This is a genomic window from Streptomyces sp. NPDC051561, assembly GCF_044454195.1.
GTDB lineage: Bacteria > Actinomycetota > Actinomycetes > Streptomycetales > Streptomycetaceae > Streptomyces.
This window is the reverse complement of record NZ_JBITDM010000012.1, coordinates 13,917-30,849: the sequence shown is the minus strand read 5'-3', so window position 1 is coordinate 30,849 and position 16,933 is coordinate 13,917. Positions and strand designations below refer to the sequence as shown.

Sequence of the window (16,933 nt, the reverse complement as noted above, 5' to 3'; positions counted from 1 at the left end):
GAGCCGCTGGGCGGCCCGCTCTACGCGCTCCGGCGCCCGGAGGGCCGGCGGTCCAGCTCACCGGTCGCTTCGAACCAGCGGATCATGCGGGTCAGGGAGCGGCGCTCGATGTCGGGCCAGTGCAGTCCGAGCCGTTCGAGGAGCCGGGTCGTCCGTTCGTTGGCGTAGGTGTTGTCGCCGAGTTCCAGCGCACCCTCCCGGAACAGCGGCACGGCCGCGGCGAGGGCGTTGCCCCCGGGGCGGCGGGCCGAGTCCTCCAGACGGGTCAGCCACTCCTCGGCCCCCACCGTCTCCAGCGGGTGGCCGCAGTCGCGGACGGCGGCGTGCACCGGCGTGAAGTCGGAGCCGCGCGGGTGGAACAGGTGGTACGTGGCGCCGTCGGCGGACGGCTCGCGGGACAGGGCGTGCACGGCCCTGCCGACGAAGTCCACCGGCAGCAGGTCCGTGGTCAGCTCCTCGGCGGGCGGGGCCGAACCGAGTTCGATGAAGCTCTTGATCTGCCGCCACAGGAAGTCGTCGGCCTGGCAGGCGCCGGTGACGCTGTCCCCGGAGATCCGGCCGATGCGGTAGACGGTCATCGGCATTCCGCGCTCCCGGGCCAGCCGGGCGATGCCCTCGGCCACCCACTTGCTCTGCGTGTAGCCGATGCCGAGCCCCTCGCACGTGCCGGGCACCGCCTCCTCGGTGATCGGCCCGCCCTCGCGGCCGGGGGCGAACACGGCGACGGTCGACATGTGGTGCACGTGCTTGAGCCGTCCGGTGGCGGCGAACTCCAGCACGGAGCGCAGCCCGTCGACGTTGGTCGGCTTCACCGAGGCGTACGGCAGCACGAAGTTGATGTGCGCCGCCGCGTGGTGGATCGCCTCGACCGAATCGGCCAGGTCGGCGTGGACCGCGTCGGACAGTCCCATCCGGTCCCGGGCGAGGTCGCCGGGGACGGCGCGTACCCGGGCCCAGGCGATTTTGTCGGCGATGCCGTACCGGTCGGCCGTGGTGTGCAGCCGGGCCAGGGCGGCGTCCGCGTCGTCGGCGCGTACCAGGCAGGTGACGGTGCGCCCGGGGACGGCCGCCAGTTCGCGCAGCAGCCAGCTGCCGAGGAAGCCGGTCGCCCCGGTGAGCAGGAACCGGGTCGCGGCGTCCGGCGCGACCGGTGCACGGTCGCCGGGCCGGACGGCGTCCGGCAGGGTCACATCGGCGCGCAGGTCGGCCGCCGGCTCCGTGAACGCGGAGGTGTCGCCCGCCCGGCGCTCGTCGATCCGCGCGGCCATTCCGGCGACCGTGGGGCTGTCGAACAGGGCGCGCAGCGGAATGTCGACCTCGAACAACGTCCGCAGCCTGTAGACGAGTTCGGTGGCGATGATGCTGTTGCCGCCCAGTGCGAAGAAGTCGCCGTCGCGCCCGGGGGAACCGGTGCCCAGGATGTCCGCCCAGGCTTCGGCGACCACGCGTTCGGTGCCGGCCCGCGGCGGCTGTGCCGTCCCCGGGCCTTCGTCCGCGCGCCGGTCGCGCACTTCCTGGGCCAGTCGCCCGGTGAGGGCGGCCCGGTCGATCTTCCCACTCGGCGTGGTCGGCAGCCGGTCCAGCCGTACCAGGTGCGCGGGCACCAGGTACTCCGGCAGCCGCTCGGCCAGCGCGGCCCGCAGCCGTACTTCGTCGTCGGCGCCGTCGCCCGTGACGGCGGCCACCAGCCGCCGGTCGCCCGGCCCGAACTCCACCGCGACCACCGCCGAGTCGCGCACCCCGTCGAGGGCGTCGAGGCGGGCCTCCACCTCGCTGGGCTCCACGCGGTAGCCGCGGATCTTGATCTGGTCGTCGGCGCGGCCCAGGTACTCCAGGTCGCCGCGCGCGTTCCACCGCACCAGGTCGCCCGTACGGTAGACCAGCTCGCCCTCGGCGCCGTACGGGTCGGGCAGGAAGCGGCGCGCCGTCTCCTCGGGGCGGCCCCGGTATCCCGGCGACAGGTGGGGGCCGCCGATGTACAGCTCGCCCGTGACGCCCGGCGGAAGGAGTTCGCGGTCCGGGCCCAGGACGCGCAGCCGCATCCCGTCGACCGCCCGCCCGATCGGCGGGGCCTCGGGCCAGTCGGCGGGTTCGCCGGACAGCTCGTGCCAGGTGGCGAGGTGGGTCTCCGACGGGCCGTACATGTTGAGCAGCCGGGCCCGGGGGTGCCGGGTGAAGAACTCCCGGATCTGCGGAGAGACGACCAGCGCCTCGCCCACCGAGGTCACTTCGCGCAGCGCGTCGCAGCGCAGGTCCTCCGCGACGGCGAGGGCCGCGAACCTCTGGAGCGCGATGTACGGCAGGTACAGGCGGGTGACGTCGTGTGCGGCGACGAAGGCGGCCAGCCGGTGCAGGTCCTTCTGGAGTTCGTCCGGGATCAGGGCGAGTGTTCCGCCGACGCAGAGCGTCCCCAGGATCTCCATCACGGAGACGTCGAAGGCGAGCGTCATGTACTGGAGGGTGGTGCCCCTCGCCCCGCACGGGGAGACCCGGTGCTGCGCGGCGACCAGGTTGCCGACCGTACGGTCGTTGATCACCACGCCCTTGGGGGCGCCGGTCGACCCGGAGGTGTGGATCACATAGATCTCGTCTTCGGGCGTACGGGTGCGGCCGAGCGGCGCGGGGTCGGCCGCCGCGATCCTCTCCGCTTGTCGGTCGATCTCCAGCAGCCTTGCCCCGGCCGGGAGTTGGGCACCGTTGGCGCGGTCGGTGAGGATGAGGAGTGCCTCGGTGTCGTCGAGGACGTACGCCACCCGCTCCGGCGGGTGGGACGGGTCCAGCGGGACGTAGGACGCCCCGGACTTCACGACCGCGACCAGTCCCGCGACCATGTCGACCGAGCGGGGCAGCGCGAGGGCGACCCGGCGGCCCACCGCCGCGCCCTCCTCGCGCAGGACCTGGGCGAGCCGTCCGGCCCGCTCGTCGAGTTCCCGGTACGTCCACCGGCGGCCGCCGTCGGTGACGGCCACGGCGTCCGGGGTGGCCGCGGCCTGCCGCTCGAAGAGCTCGGCCACCGGCACGGGGGGCGCGGAGCGGTCCACCCGGTCGTCGTGAGCCAGCACCTCCCGCTCCTCGTCGGCGGCGAGCAGCCCGAGGTCGCGGACCGGGGTGTCCGGCGAGGCCTCGGCGAACCGGGACAGCAGCCGGCCCAGCCGCTCGCCCATGCTCCGCGCCGTCGCCTCGTCGAAGAGGTGGGCGTCGTACTCCAGGCTGCCGTGCAGCCCGTCGGCCTCCCGGGCGAACACCACCGACAGGTCGTACTTGGCGCCGTGCGCCATGTCCCGCCGGACGCTCAACGGCGTTCCGCCGTAGGTGAGCTGGGCGGAGCCCGGGTCGGTGAGGACGAGCATCGTCTGGACGACGGGCGTGTGACCGGCGCTGCGGTCGGGCCGCAGCCGCTCGACGACCTTGTCGAAGGGGGCCCACTTCAGCCGCAGCGCGTCGGCGACCTCCTCGCGCGCCAACCCCAGCACCTCGCGCACGGTCATCGCGCCCGTCACGTCCTGGCGCAGCACGACCATGTTGACGAAGTAGCCGACGAGGTCCTTGGTCTGCGGGTCGTCCCGCAGGGTGACGGGCGAGCCGACCAGGACCCGTTCCTGACGGGTCAGCTTGGCGAGGAACGTGCCGTACACCGCGAGCAGCGCCATGAACAGCGTGACCCCCTCGCGCTCCGCGAGCCGCTCCAGCTTCTCGGTCACCGGGGCCGGCACGTGCAACGGTACGGTTCCGCCCCGGTGTTCCTGCGTGGCGGGCCGGGGCCGGTCCGCGGGCAGGGCGAGCACGGGCAGCTCCCCGGCGAGCCGGTCGGCCCACTCGTCCAGCAGGCGCGTGGTGCGTTCGGGCGTGAGGTGCGTGCGGTGCCAGTGCGCGAAGTCGGCGTACTGCGGGCGCCCCGGCACGGCCTCCACCGGCAGGTCCCGTCCGATGCGGTCGTAGGCGTCGAGGAGTTCGCGCAGGAAGACACCGGCCGAGGCGGCGTCGGAGGCGATGTGGTGGATGTTGCAGACGATTGCGCTCTCGCCGCCCGGCCCGAGCGCGCAGGTCACGGAGAGCACCGGCCCGTGCTCCAGGTCGAGGCGGGTGTTCGCCATCCGCTGGGCGAGCGCGTCGAGTTCCTTGTCGTCGCCGTAGTGCTCGACGCCGTAGTGGAAGGCCGTGTCGTCGTCCGAGACGACCTGGAGGAGCCGGGCGTCACGTAACGCGTAGGTGGTGCGCAGGACTTCCTGGCGCCGCAGCACCCCGGCGACGGCCCGGCGCAGCCGGTCCCCGTCGAGCCGGAACGGCAGCCGCACAAGGAATGGACCGTTGTACGCCTGCGGGGTGGGCAGGTACTGGTCGATGAGCCAGATGCCGCTCTGACCGAACGAGGCCTCCGCCGTGCCGTCGTTGCGCGGCGCGGACCCGGCCGTCAGCTCCTGCCCGGCGGAGCCGGACCGGCTCTGTGCGAGCCGATCGGCCACCGCCGCCGCACTCTGAGCGCCCGGTCCACCGCCGGACGGCGGGTCGAGGGCGAACACGGCCCGCAGCACCGTGCCCAGTTCGTCCAGCAGCGCCGGATCGTCGCAGTGGTCCGAGAAGTGCTCGTCCGGCCCCAGGCCGGGAGAGCGGAGCGTTCTCCGTGCCAGGTCCAGAATTGCCGTGATCAAGGGGTTGTTCACGGGATTGCCACCCTCCGCGGACGTCGGGCGACCGGCCGGACGTGCCGGTCGCTTTCGCACACTCCGTCAGCCGTGCGACGACGAAGAGGTGGTGGCTGCCTGGTCGCGGGACTCCTCGATGAAGCGCGCGAGCTGCTCCACCGTGCCGTAGCGGAAGACCGACTCGGTGGTGATCTCTATCCCGAATATCTTCTGGAGGCGGGAGGCCAGCTGCACGAAGTGCAGGGAATTCCCGCCGTGCCCCAGGAATGAGTCGGTGGTTGAGAACTCGTCCATTCCGGAGATTTCGATCCAGGCCTGGAGGACGACACTTTCGAGGGGGTTCTGCATGGTCTTCTTACCTTTCTCTGATTTCTCGTTCCGGTTCATCTGGATTTTCTCGTTCTTCCTGGACTCCACGGTGAGCGCGGTGCGGTCGACCTTCCCGTTCACATTCGTCGGCATTTTCTCCAGGTGCCGGAACGTGGAGGGGACCATGTGGGAGGGCAGGTCCGCGGAGAGCCCCCGGACCAGGTCCGCAGGCGCGGCCGGGCGGCCGTCGGGGGTGGTGTAGAAGGCGACAAGGTGCTTCTCGCGGGTGCCGTCGTCCTCGAACGCCTTCACGGCGGCGTCCGCGACCCCGTCGAGGGCGCGCACCGCCAGCGTCACGGCGCTGGTCTCCACCCGGAACCCGCGGATCTTCACCATGCTGTCGGACCGCCCGACCAGCACGATGTCGCCGTTCCTGCTACGCCGTGCGAGGTCTCCGGTGTGGTAGAGCAGCCCGTCACCGTCCGGGCTCCGGGTGAACTTCTCGGCGGTCAGTTCCGGCTGGTCGGCGTACCCGAGTGCCACACCGGTGCCGCCCACGCAGAGTTCACCCACCTCGTCGGTGGCGCAGGGCTGCATCAGCGGGTCGTAGACCTCCAGCGAGACCGCCGGCAGTGGCCGTCCGATCGGGACGACGCCCGCGCCGTCGACGTCTTCGGGCGAGGTCAGCGGGTGCAGGGCGGTGATGGACGAGTTCTCGGTGCAGCCGTAGCCGTTGTATAGGACGGCGTCGGTGTGCGCCAGGGCCCGTCGCAGGTGGTCGGGGGAGGGGAAGTCGCCGCTGAGCAGGACGATCCGCACCGGGCGCAGGCATTCGGGTTCCTGGTCGACCAGGGCGTTGAACAGGCCGCAGGGGAGGCTGAGCACGGTTGCGCCGCGCTTCTCGACGGCCTCGCGCAGGTCCGGCAGCGAGGGCAGGCCGGGGGGCATGGGCAGCAGGGTGGCGCCGTGCAGGAACGCCAGCCAGATCTCGATGGTCGAGGCGGCGAACGAGAACGCGGCGGACTGGGTCAGTCCGTCCTCGGGGGAGATGTCGAGCGGACCGCTGTGCGGGCCCAGCCGCGCCAGCCCGCGGTGCGCGATCCGTACGCCCTTGGGCCGGCCCGTGGAGCCCGAGGTGTACATGAGGAACGCGGTGTCCTCCGGGCCGGTGCCGGGGTCGAGGTCGCTGTCGGGGTCCGGGTCGCCGTCGGGGAGGCCCTCGCTGCCCCTGACCAGGTCGTCCCGGGCGAGAGCGCCGTCGCGGACGTCGGGGGGCAGAACATCGGGGTCGTCGCAGATCACCGGCGACGGGCGGGCCTCGCGGAGGATGCGGGCGAGGTACTCCGTGGGATACGCGGGGTCGAGCGGGACCACGCAGCCCCCGGCCTTGAGGACCGCCAGGAGGACCGCGTACAGGTCGGGGGACCGGCGCAGGTGCACTCCGACGCGGTCGCCCCGGGTGACACCGTGGTCCTTGAGGTGCCGAGCCATCCGGTTGGCCCGCCGGTTGAGACGGTCGTACGTGACCCGTTCCGTGCCGTCCGCGAGAGCGACGGACTCGCCGTGTGCGCGGACGACCCGTTCGAAGAGGGTCGTCAGGACGAGAGGGGGTACCGAGTTCGGCGGACTTCCCGTCCGTAATAACAAGGACGGGTCGTTTCCGTTCTTTTCCATGATCGCTGATCTCCTCGGGGTGGGGGTCCGGAGGGAGGGCTACCGAAGTTCCACGGACGCGCGGCGCGCATTCCGTGAAGAACCTGATTCGGGTTTGTGCATTGTCAGCGGAGAAAAATAAAAAATATAGTTTCCGTGTGGAAATCGATGCTAATCACGATTTCGTCTCGATGTCAAACGCCCGTGCTGTTCCGCAGGTTGAGTGGATTTTTCCGTGCGTTACGCGCGCACGTCGGCCGACGGAATGGGGCATGAAGCGCAGCCCCGTCTCCGTATCGTCCGAGCTGACCGTCAGGTGCGGGTCGACCAGTGCGTGTCCGTGACCGGCCCTCGCACTCCGGTACCCCCCGTTGGCGCGAACACGCCCCCCGGATGGTGTCCTCAGGGAAAACATTTCCCGGGCACCGCGACGGCCCGGGCCCGCGACCCCTTGGTAGTTTGGGGTTGTCCCCCACCGGTCACCCCCGTACCGGAAGCGCTCATGACTCCACGAGACGGCTTGATCCCCACCCATCATCCGGAGCCGACCGTTCTGCAGGCGGCCCTGACCCACCTTCAGTGCCTGTTCGTCGCGCGCCGGTCCCGCGTCAACCCCGAGGGCGTCAACTGGCACCAGTACGACACGCTCGAACTTCTGCGGGCGCGCGGCTCCATGCGGCCCTCCGAACTGAGCGACGTGCTGGAGGTCTCCCGGCAGACCACGTCGAAGGCTCTGCGCGTGCTGAAGGACCTGAACCTGGTGAAGCAGGTCGCGGCCGGAGAGGACCGGCGCGAACTCAGCACCTCCCTCACCCCCGAGGGCCACCTGTTCCTCGCCCGGATCGCCCGTGGCCACCACGACATCGGACAGCTCGCCGCCTCGGTTCTCACCGAGGGCGAGAGCGCCCTGTTCGCGGAACTCTGCGAGAAGGTGTCCGCGGCCATGGAGTCCGACCAGGGACGGTGACCGGCCCCGGTGCCTCACCGGGGTTTCTCTCGTTGCACCGGGCATGAACGACGCACCCCCCGCTGCCCCCCACGCCCCGGTTCTCGTCCTCGGCGCCCGTGGCACCACCGGCCGCCGGGTCGCCGCCCGGCTGCGCGACGCCCGCCACCCGGTCCGGGCCGCCTCCCGAGAGTCCGACGTCCCTTTCGACTGGCACGACGCCACCACCTGGGAACCGGCGCTCGCCGGCGCCGAGCGCGTCTACCTGATGCTCCCTCACGAACTGCCGCTGGCACCGGACTTCGTCCATCGCGCGCTCGCGACCGGCGTACGGCGGCTGGTCCTGCTGTCCAGCCGCGCCATCGAGGAGATGGGCGACGAGCGTCTGATGGCCGCCGAGCGCCTGGTCCGTGATTCCGGGGCGGACTGGACAGTCGTACGGGCCGACTGGTTCAACCAGAACTTCGACGAAGGCATCTTCAGGAAGGCCGTCCTCGATGGCTCGCTGGCGCTGCCGCTGGGTGAGTGCCGTCAGACGTTCGTCGACGCGGACGACATCGCCGCGGTGGCCGCCGCCGCCCTCACCGAGGACGGTCACGCCGGTCGTACGTACGAGGTGACCGGCCCCGAGGCCCTCTCCTTCGCGGACGCGCTGGCGACGATCGGCCGCGCCGCCGACCTGTCCGTCGCCTTCCACGGTGACCAGGACTCCTACCGCGCCACCGGCCGCACCGAGGGCCGCCCTGCCGAGGACGTGGAACGCGAGATCACCGCCTTCGCCGCCCTCACCGCACTCGGAGACGCCCACCCCACGGACACCGTCCTCCGCCTCACCGGCCACCCCCCGAAGCGCTTCGCCACCTACGCGAAGGAGGCAGCGGCGAGGGGCGCGTGGTCCGGCAAGGAATGAGAGGCCGTCGCGTGTGCACCGCACGCACCGGCGCCCACGCTCCACCTGCGGTCAGCGCACGCCTCGGGTCCGGAACTGGATGCTGATGCGGGGTCCGGCGGCCCTGGCCGATTTCGGCACGGCGTGTTCCATGGTGCGTTGGCAGGAGCCGCCCATGACCAGGAGGTCGCCGTGGCCGAGGGGGAGGCGTAGCAGGGTGGCCCCACCGTAGCGGGGGCGGAGGACGAGGTCGCGTGGGTCGCCGACCGAGACGATGGCGACCATGGTGTCCTGGGTGGAGGAGCGTCCGGTCCGGTCGCCGTGCCAGGCGACGCTGTCGCGGCCGTCGCGGTACAGGCACATACCGGCGGTGGTGAACGGTTCGCCGAGTTCGTCGGCGTAGTGCCCGCCCAGTGCGGCGCGGGTCTTCACGAGGGAGGGGTGCGGCAGTGCGTCGCCCTCGTCGTAGAAGGCGAGCAGCCGGGGCACCGTCACCTCCCGTTCGTACATCTGCCGCCGCTCGGCGCGCCAGGGCACCTCGGTGACCAGCCTCTCGAAGAGCTCGTCGGCACCGTAGAGCCAGCCGGGAAGGTGATCGACCCAGGCCCCGGCGCCGGGCTCGGTCCTGCGGAGCCCGTCGAGGGGACCGAGCCCGATCTCGTCGCCCTGGTCGAAGAGAGATCCCTGGAGGTTGTGGACTGCGTGCATGGCTGTAGCCTAAACCCAAAACCGAACACATGTGCTAAAGCCTGGTGCGAGTGGTGTGGCGGGGGAGTGTCCGGCGCGCTCGGGCTTCGGGCCCCGATCGCTCGCGCGCCCATGTCGGACCTGGCGGTCCGCGCGGTGAGTTCGTCGCGCGTCCCGGGCGCCGCACGGAGGTGGGTGGTGCCCGGTGGGGTGCCGGCCGGTGCCGTGCCGATGGGTGTGTCCGAGGGCCGCGCCGCGACCACTGGCAATGACTTCATGCGAGCGAGGAGGCCGCACCGCGAGCTTGCTCGCCACCGCGGGGCCCGCGTCCTGCTCGACGGCACCGTCGCGAAGTGCCGTTCCAGCAGGCGATCGAGGTAGGCGCGGAACCCGCCGCTCAGCAGCCGTGACTCCCGCGGCGTCAGGACCGACCGCCCGCCCCGGGCGCAGCGGGCATCGGGCCGTGACGGACGGCCGGGTGCGTCGGTGTCAGGCTCCGGCCTGGAGGCGGAGGCCTGCCAGGGTCAGGTCCAGGGCGGCGAGGAATTGGTCGCGGTCGTCGTGCCCGGCGAACTCGTCGGCGATCTCGCGCACGAACGGGAACTCCGCGGCGTCGAGCCCACGCCACGCCTCGGCGTAGCGGTCGAGGAACTGGTCGCGGTCGACCCGGCCGTCGAGGATCTCCTGGGGGATCTCCGCGCCGAGGTCGGCGGCGGTTCCGACGACGACGCCGACGACCGCCGAGACGGCGTGGAAGCGCCTGCGCGGTGTCAGGTCCAGGCGGAGGGTCTGCCGGCCGAGCTCCTCGTACAGCCGTAGCGAGTTGCCCTGGACGTCGGTGTTGCGCATGAAGTAGGCCGCCAGCCAGGGCCGGTCAATGATCGCGTCGAACAGCGTGACGGCCATCGCGCGCAGGTCGTCGATCGGGTCGTCGCTGCCTGGCTGCGCCCGAACGGTGGCCAGCACCTCACCGACAACGTGGTCGGTGGCGCGGTCGAACAGTTCGTCCTTGCTGGAAACGTACCAGTAGATGGTGCCGACGCCCGTGCCGAGCCGGGTGGCGAGGGCGCGGAACGTCAACGCCGACTCACCCGCCTCATCGAGCAGGGCCACGGCCGCGGCGAGGACCGCCTCCATGGAGTGCGAGGCGCGCTGCCGCGCTCGGGGAGGACCGTCGACGGGGCGTGTGCGCGGGCTTGCCATGGCACCCATTCAACCACGATTTGCGCACCACTCGAACGATGTTCTATGTTTTGAATGGAACGTCGTTCGATAGTCGGCGACGCCGAGAGGAGCCGCCATGACCGCCATCGCCACCGCGCCCGCACCCTCGCGCACCTACACATCCCTGCGTGCGGCCTGGATTCCGCTTGCCGCGCTCTGCCTGGCCTTCTTCGTCGAGATGGTCGACAACACGCTGCTCTCCATCGCGCTGCCCACGATCGGCCGTGACCTCGACAGCAGCACCACCACGCTCCAGTGGGTCACCGGCGCCTACTCGCTGACCTTCGGCGGCCTGCTGCTGACGGCGGGATCGATGGCCGACCGGCTGGGTCGCCGACGCGTGCTGTTGATCGGCCTCGCCGTGTTCGGTGTGCTGAGCCTGGGCGCCATCTGGGTCAGCACCGGCGGTCAGCTCATCACCCTGCGGGCCTGCCTCGGCATCGCCGCCGCGGCGATGGCCCCCATCACCAACTCGCTGGTCTTCCGGCTGTTCGACGACGAGAAGCTGCGCATGCGCGCGATGACCTTGATGATCGTCGTCGGCATGTCCGGCTTCGTCCTAGGCCCGCTGCTGGGCGGCACCGCGCTGGCCCACGTCACGTGGCAGTGGCTCCTGATCGTCAACGCCCCGATCGCCCTGATCGCGGCCATCGGTGTCCGCCTCGGCGTCCCGGCCGACCGGCCCGAGGACCTCACCAAGGACAGGCTCGACCTGCCGGGCGCAGCGCTGAGCGTCCTCACCATCGGCCTCGCCTGCTACTCGCTGACCAGCGGAGTCGAGAACGGCTGGCTCTCCGCGGTCACCATCGGCTCCGTCCTCGGCGCTGTCGTCGCGGGCTTCGCCTTCGTGTGGCACGAGCGCCGCAGCGCGGCGCCCATGCTGGATCTGAAGCTCTTCTCCAACGGCACCGTCCGTGGTGCGGCCATCGCCCAGATCGGCACGTCCATCGCGATGGCCGCGGTGATGTTCGGGCTGATCCTGCACTTCCAGTACGCCTACGGCTGGAGCCCCGTGCGGGCCGGCCTGGCGAATCTGCCGCTCATCGTGACCATGATCGTCGCCACCCCGCTGTCCGAGTGGCTCGCGAAGAGGTTCGGCCACCGCATCGCCTGTCTGATCGGCGCGGCCTGTCTGGCCGGCTCACTGGCCGGCCTTGCCTGGGGCCTCGACCGCGGGTACCTCGCCATTGCCCTCTGCATGGTCGTGATGACCATCGGTCTGCGCACCGTGATGACGATCTGCGCCATCGCCCTGGTCGGCGCGATGCCGGAGAACCGCACGTCGATGGGCACCGCGCTCAACGACACCGCCCAGGAGGTCGGCACCAGTGTCGGCACCGCCGTGATCGGCACCATGATCGCCCTGCTGGTCACCACACAGCTGCCCGCAGGCACCTGGAGCGACGCGCTGGTCCAGTCCTTCTTCCACGGCGAACGGGTCGCCTACGCCATCCTGGCGGTCGTCGTCGGTGTGATCGCGGCAGTCGGCGCACTCACCCTCACCGACTCCCGCGCCACGGACGAGCACGCCTGAGGCCTGTGCCCGGCCGCGGGCCGGGCGGGGACGTGTACGACCGGTTGCCTGTGCCCCCGGCCGGCTCTCCGCAGGGAGACGGAGAGCCGGCCTGCGAGTTCCTTGGGCCGCAGCCGGTGTCGATCCGGCCGAGTGCGCGCGGCGTGCCGGTCGGACGAGTGGGACGAACTGGGAGCTACGCCTCGGACCGCTCCTGGTGACGAGAGGGTTGACCGAGGGGCGTCCGGCGGGGAAACCCCAGGCCAGACGCCCCTTTTCGGATGTCTAGAAGAAGCCCAGCTTCTTCGGCGAGTACGACACCAGGAGGTTTTTCGTCTGCTGGTAGTGATCCAGCATCATCTTGTGCGTCTCGCGCCCGATCCCGGACTGCTTGTAGCCGCCGAAAGCAGCATGCGCCGGGTACGCGTGGTAGCAGTTCGTCCAGACGCGGCCCGCCTGGATGGCCCGGCCCGCTCGGTACGCCGTGTTCATGTCGCGGGTCCAGACGCCCGCACCGAGCCCGTACAGCGTGTCGTTGGCCGTGCCGATCGCGTCGTCGAAGTCGGTGAAGGAGGTGACCGCGACGACCGGGCCGAAGATCTCCTCCTGGAAGACCCGCATGCGGTTGTCGCCCTCGAAGATGGTGGGCTGGACGTAGTAGCCGCCGGCCAACTCGCCGTCGTACTCGATCCGCTGACCACCGGTCAGGATCTTGGCGCCCTCCTGCTGGCCGATGTCCAGGTAGGAGAGGATCTTCTGGAGCTGGTCGTTGGAGGCCTGGGCGCCGATCATCGTGTCGGTGTCCAGGGGGTGGCCCGCCTTGATGAGTTCGGTGCGGGCGATCGCCGCCTCCATGAACTCGCCGTAGTGGCCGCGCTGGACCAGTGCGCGCGACGGACAGGTGCACACCTCGCCCTGGTTGAGGGCGAACATGGTGAAGCCTTCGAGGGCCTTGTCGCGGAAGTCGTCGTCCGCGTTCCAGACGTCGTCGAAGAAGATGTTCGGGCTCTTGCCGCCGAGTTCGAGGGTGACGGGTTTGATGTTCTCGGAGGCGTACTGCATGATCAGCCGCCCCGTGGTGGTCTCCCCGGTGAACGCGATCTTGGCGACGCGCGGGCTGGACGCGAGGGGCTTGCCCGCCTCGACGCCGAAGCCGTTGACGATGTTGACGACGCCCGGCGGCAGCAGATCGGCGATCAGGCCCATCAGGAAGTGGATGGAGGCCGGGGTCTGCTCGGCGGGCTTCAGGACGACGGCGTTCCCGGCGGCGAGTGCCGGAGCCAGCTTCCAGGTCGCCATCAGAATGGGGAAGTTCCACGGGATGATCTGTGCGACGACCCCGAGCGGCTCGTGGAAGTGGTACGCGATGGTGTCGTCGTCGACCTCGCTCAGCGACCCCTCCTGGGCGCGCAGCACCCCGGCGAAGTACCGGAAGTGGTCGATCGCGAGGGGGATGTCGGCGGCCAGGGTCTCGCGGACCGGCTTGCCGTTCTCCCAGCTCTCCGCGACCGCGAGCTCCTCCAGATGTGCCTCCATCCGGTCGGCGATCCTCAGCAGGACGTTCGCGCGGTCGCCGGGGGCGGTCCGGCCCCAGCCGGGCGCCGCCGAGTGGGCCGCGTCCAGGGCGAGTTCGACGTCCTCGGCGGTGCCGCGGGCGATCTCGCAGAACGGGGCGCCGTTGACCGGGCTCGGGTTCTCGAAGTACCCGCCGCGCACCGGGGCGACGTACTCGCCGCCGATCCAGTTGTCGTAGCGCGCCTTGAACGAGACGATCGCGCCGTCGCTGCCGGGCGCGGAGTATCGGGTCATCGCGGGGGCCTCCCTCGGACGGTGCCGCCCGCCGTTGGACAGCACCCGGAGGGACGCTAGGACGACAAACGTTGCAACCCCGTTGCAGGGTCCGCCACCCGCAGCTCCGCGTCGAGCGCCCGCACCCGCGCGTGCACGGAGGGCTGTTGAGCGACGGAGGTTACGGAGGCGAGCGCCCGCCACGCCGCCAGGTCGTTCTCCCCCCACGCGCTGTGCACCCAGTCGGAGAGCAGCCCCGGATCCGCCCGCGCCACCAGCGCCGCCCGCAGCTCACCCTCCAGCCTGCGCCGCAGCCGCACCACCGCGGGCGCCTGCGACCCGGGCAGCAGGGGACCCCGGTACGCCCCCATCGCGGCGGCCACCGCCCCGGAGCCCAGCCGCCGGGCCACCGTGATGAAGTCCGCGTCCACCGGCACGGTCAGCCGGTACGGACGGGAGCGCAGCAGCCCCGGCCCCAACAGCCGCCGCAGCCGCGAGAGTTCGGCGCGCAGCGATACCGCCCTGGCCGCCCCGTCCTCGTACAGCTCGCACAGCAACTCGTCCCCCGACAGCCCCTCGGGGTGCCTGGCGAGCAGCACCACGATCTCACTGTGCCGCCTGCTCAGCCGCACCCGCCGCCCGCCCGCCATCAGCACCGCCTCGTCGCTGCCCAGCGCGAACAGGGAGGCTTCGGTGGCCGGTGGGGGAGCGAGCAGGGCCAGATGCGATTCGGCGGCGCGGGCCACCGCCTGCACGAACGCCAGGCTGTGCGGATGGGCCAGGTTGTCCCCGCCGGTGATGTCGAGTGCACCGAGCAGCTGCCCGGAACGCGGGTCGTGCAGCGGGGCGGCGGCACAGGTCCACGGGTGCACCGGACGCAGGAAGTGCTCGGCGGCGAACACCTGGACCGGGCGGTCGAGGGCAAGTGCCGTACCGGGGGCGTTGGTTCCGACCGAGGACTCCGACCAGCGGGCGCCCGGCACGAAGTTCATCCGCCCGGCCCGGCGCCGGGAGCCCGCGTCCCCCTCCACCCACAGCAGCCGCCCCTGCGCGTCGCACAGCGCGACCAGATGCTCGCCGTCCTGGGCGTACGTCCCCGTCAGTTCCCGTACCAGCGGCATCGCACGGGCCAGCGGATGGCTGTCGCGGTACGTCCCCAGCTCGTCGTCGGCCAGCTCCACCCGTGCATGGCCGTCCGGACTGACACGGGCCCCGGCGGAACGCCGCCAGGAATCCGCCACCACAGGTCGAACCGGCCGCTCGACCCGCCCCGCGGAGGCGAACGCCTCGTGCGCCCTGCCCAGCGCGCCGCGCCGCTCGCGCGGATCGGCTCCCGGCTCCAGCGCCACCCATGCGTCCGTCAACTAGGCCTCCTCGGCGATGACTTCGTGCGAGAGCGGACAATGCGGCGATACGTCGCGCAGGGTGCCGACCGGCCCGCAGGGCCCATCGTCGTCGGGCGGGGGAGGGGCGGCAAGCGTTCCGGCAGCCCTTGCGCGGAGGTCGATTCGCGCCGAGGGCCGCGGGCCGAGCGCCGAGGGCCGAGCGCCGGGGAGGCGCGAGGGAGTGAGGGAGGGGGCGGGGCCCGGCGACGTACTGCCGAGCCGGATCAGTCCTCCGGGAGCTCGGGCCGTTCCGGCTGATCCGACTGCGCGGCGATGATCAGCTCCTTCATCAGCTCCCGGCTCAGCTCGGGGTCGTCCTCGAAGGGCAGCCAGTCGTGCCCGCACCGGCACCGCATCCGCACCGGATCGCCCCACCTGCCCCCGGCGAAGAACCCGGTGACCGCATCGCAGCCGGGGCACGCCATCGACCCTTCGCCCGCCACCACGATCGGCGCGAGCATCTCGATCGACCAGGGGTCCAGCAGCTCGAACTCCTCCACGACGGCGCGCCTACCGGGGCGGGATCACGCCGAGATCGGTGTCGAGTTGCCGCAGATCGCCGGGGGAGATCCCGCTGAGCGCGGCCACCTCCTCGACATCCGCCCCGGCCCGCGCGGCTGCCAGCGCCTCGGTCTCGACGTCCATACGGGCCGCGTTCAGCGCGGTTTCGGCCTCCCGCAGGCGGTTCACGGCGAGCTCCAGGGGAGCCAGGTTCGTCTCGTTTTCCATGATGCGGATAGTGGCACGGGAGGGGAGCGCACGGCCAACCGGCGACACACCGGCCGCTCCCTGCTCAGCGGCCTTGCGCAGACCCTGCCGCGCGGCTGTCAGACGAGCGCGCGTGCCACTTCCCGCAGGTGCTGGTGCAGCCCCCGGTGCGGGTCCCCGGCCGGCAGCCACTCCTTGCGGATCTTCGCCACACAGGTGTAATTCGTGTCGCAGACATTGGCCAGCGGAGCCTCCCCGGCCTGGCTGACCAGCTGATACGCGTCCAGCTCCGACAGCCCGTAGTCCCGCGCCAGCCACCGCACCAGATCCAGCTGAGAGATCCTGAACGCGTCCTCCAGCGGGCGCGCCGACCCCGTCGAGAGGAGGTGCGTGTCGGACTCCAGCCGGGGCCACGGCGTCGCCACCCCCTTCAACAGCTCCACCACCACCCTGGTGTTCATCGCGCACTCCACCGCGACCCCACAGGTCTCGCCCTCGCCCTGGCGCGCGTGCCCGTCGCCCAGGCTCAGCAGGGCACCCGCCACATTGACGCCCAGATAGCAGGTGACACCGGTGCGCATCTCCGGGGTGTCCATGTTCCCGCCGTGCGCGTCCGGCACCAGCGCCGAGCGCACCTCCAGGTTCGCGGGCGCCACCCCGACCGTGCCGTGCATCGGGTCCATGGGCAGTTCGATCTCGATGTCGCTGTCCCGGGCCCGGAAGAGACAGGTCCCGCGCTCCCGGTCCAGCTCCCACATCCACACCACCTCGGGCAGCGGCGCCTGGAGCGAGGCGGTGGTGTGCGTCGAGGTCAGCGCGCCGAAGAGTGGCACCGTCGTGGACGCCGCCCAGTCCCTGGCGGGTGTGATCGACACGAAGTGCACGGCCACGGTGTCACCGGGCTCGGCCCCCTCCACGTAGAAGGGGCCGGTCTGCGGGTTCAGGAAGGGGAACTCGCAGACCTGCGAGACCAGGTCCTTCTCGGAGCGCACCCGCCCCGCGAAGCAGTCCTCCGTGTACAGATCGAGCACCGTCCCCGGAGCGATCCGCGCGATCGGCGCGGCCCCGCCGAACGTCCAGGCGTACGGGTGCTCCTGCGGTCCTACGGTGAGAATCCGGGGGTCGGTCATCGCTGGGCGGCTCCGCTCTCGGGCTGAACACCGGAGCCGTCAGCTCCCGGACGAAGCC

General features: G+C 71.5%; 12 protein-coding genes. 3 read left to right on the top strand and 9 right to left on the bottom strand.

Annotated features, from left to right (window positions below):
• Window positions 1-20 precede the first annotated feature (20 nt).
• Together ACIA73_RS24895 and ACIA73_RS24890 are read right to left on the bottom strand one after the other, a co-directional pair.
• A complete protein-coding gene (locus ACIA73_RS24895; protein ID WP_399440888.1) occupies window positions 21-4,661 on the bottom strand; it encodes an amino acid adenylation domain-containing protein in 4,641 nt (1,546 codons plus the stop codon).
• A gap of 66 nt (window positions 4,662-4,727) precedes the next feature.
• Complete coding sequence (locus ACIA73_RS24890; protein ID WP_399440887.1) at window positions 4,728-6,626, bottom strand: amino acid adenylation domain-containing protein; 1,899 nt, start codon at window positions 6,624-6,626, stop codon at window positions 4,728-4,730.
• 481 nt (window positions 6,627-7,107) lie between these two features.
• On the opposite strand from ACIA73_RS24890, the gene ACIA73_RS24885 reads away from it, so the two are divergent.
• Together ACIA73_RS24885 and ACIA73_RS24880 are read left to right on the top strand one after the other, a co-directional pair.
• A complete protein-coding gene (locus ACIA73_RS24885; RefSeq protein WP_399440886.1) occupies window positions 7,108-7,572 on the top strand; it encodes a MarR family winged helix-turn-helix transcriptional regulator in 465 nt (154 codons plus the stop codon).
• 43 nt (window positions 7,573-7,615) lie between these two features.
• Window positions 7,616-8,461, top strand: coding sequence for an SDR family oxidoreductase (locus tag ACIA73_RS24880; protein WP_399440885.1), 846 nt, complete (start codon window positions 7,616-7,618; stop codon window positions 8,459-8,461).
• Window positions 8,462-8,512: 51 nt separating this feature from the next.
• Here the strand turns inward: ACIA73_RS24880 and ACIA73_RS24875 are convergent, their stop codons facing one another.
• Together ACIA73_RS24875 and ACIA73_RS24870 are read right to left on the bottom strand one after the other, a co-directional pair.
• Window positions 8,513-9,148 (bottom strand): alpha-ketoglutarate-dependent dioxygenase AlkB, encoded by a 636-nt coding sequence (locus tag ACIA73_RS24875; RefSeq protein ID WP_399440884.1) that lies wholly within the window; start codon window positions 9,146-9,148, stop codon window positions 8,513-8,515.
• A 468-nt stretch (window positions 9,149-9,616) separates the two neighbouring features.
• Window positions 9,617-10,264 carry a TetR/AcrR family transcriptional regulator gene (locus ACIA73_RS24870; protein WP_399441085.1) on the bottom strand — a complete coding sequence of 216 codons (648 nt, stop codon included), beginning with the start codon at window positions 10,262-10,264 and terminating at the stop codon, window positions 9,617-9,619.
• A gap of 163 nt (window positions 10,265-10,427) precedes the next feature.
• On the opposite strand from ACIA73_RS24870, the gene ACIA73_RS24865 reads away from it, so the two are divergent.
• Window positions 10,428-11,885, top strand: coding sequence for an MFS transporter (locus tag ACIA73_RS24865; protein ID WP_399440883.1), 1,458 nt, complete (start codon window positions 10,428-10,430; stop codon window positions 11,883-11,885).
• Between the two features lie 264 nt (window positions 11,886-12,149).
• On the opposite strand, the gene adh is transcribed toward ACIA73_RS24865, so the two are convergent.
• The 5 genes from adh to ACIA73_RS24840 form a co-directional block, all read right to left on the bottom strand.
• A complete protein-coding gene (gene adh / locus ACIA73_RS24860; protein ID WP_399440882.1) occupies window positions 12,150-13,673 on the bottom strand; it encodes an aldehyde dehydrogenase in 1,524 nt (507 codons plus the stop codon).
• Between the two features lie 56 nt (window positions 13,674-13,729).
• Window positions 13,730-15,016, bottom strand: coding sequence for a GAF domain-containing protein (locus ACIA73_RS24855; RefSeq protein WP_399440881.1), 1,287 nt, complete (start codon window positions 15,014-15,016; stop codon window positions 13,730-13,732).
• Between the two features lie 245 nt (window positions 15,017-15,261).
• Window positions 15,262-15,537: a hypothetical protein gene (locus ACIA73_RS24850; protein ID WP_399440880.1), complete on the bottom strand. Its 276-nt coding sequence runs from the start codon at window positions 15,535-15,537 to the stop codon at window positions 15,262-15,264.
• A 10-nt stretch (window positions 15,538-15,547) separates the two neighbouring features.
• On the bottom strand, window positions 15,548-15,766 hold the full coding sequence (locus tag ACIA73_RS24845; protein ID WP_399440879.1) for a hypothetical protein: 219 nt from the start codon (window positions 15,764-15,766) through the stop codon (window positions 15,548-15,550).
• A 98-nt stretch (window positions 15,767-15,864) separates the two neighbouring features.
• Window positions 15,865-16,875, bottom strand: coding sequence for an acetamidase/formamidase family protein (locus ACIA73_RS24840; RefSeq protein ID WP_399440878.1), 1,011 nt, complete (start codon window positions 16,873-16,875; stop codon window positions 15,865-15,867).
• Window positions 16,876-16,933 lie beyond the last annotated feature (58 nt).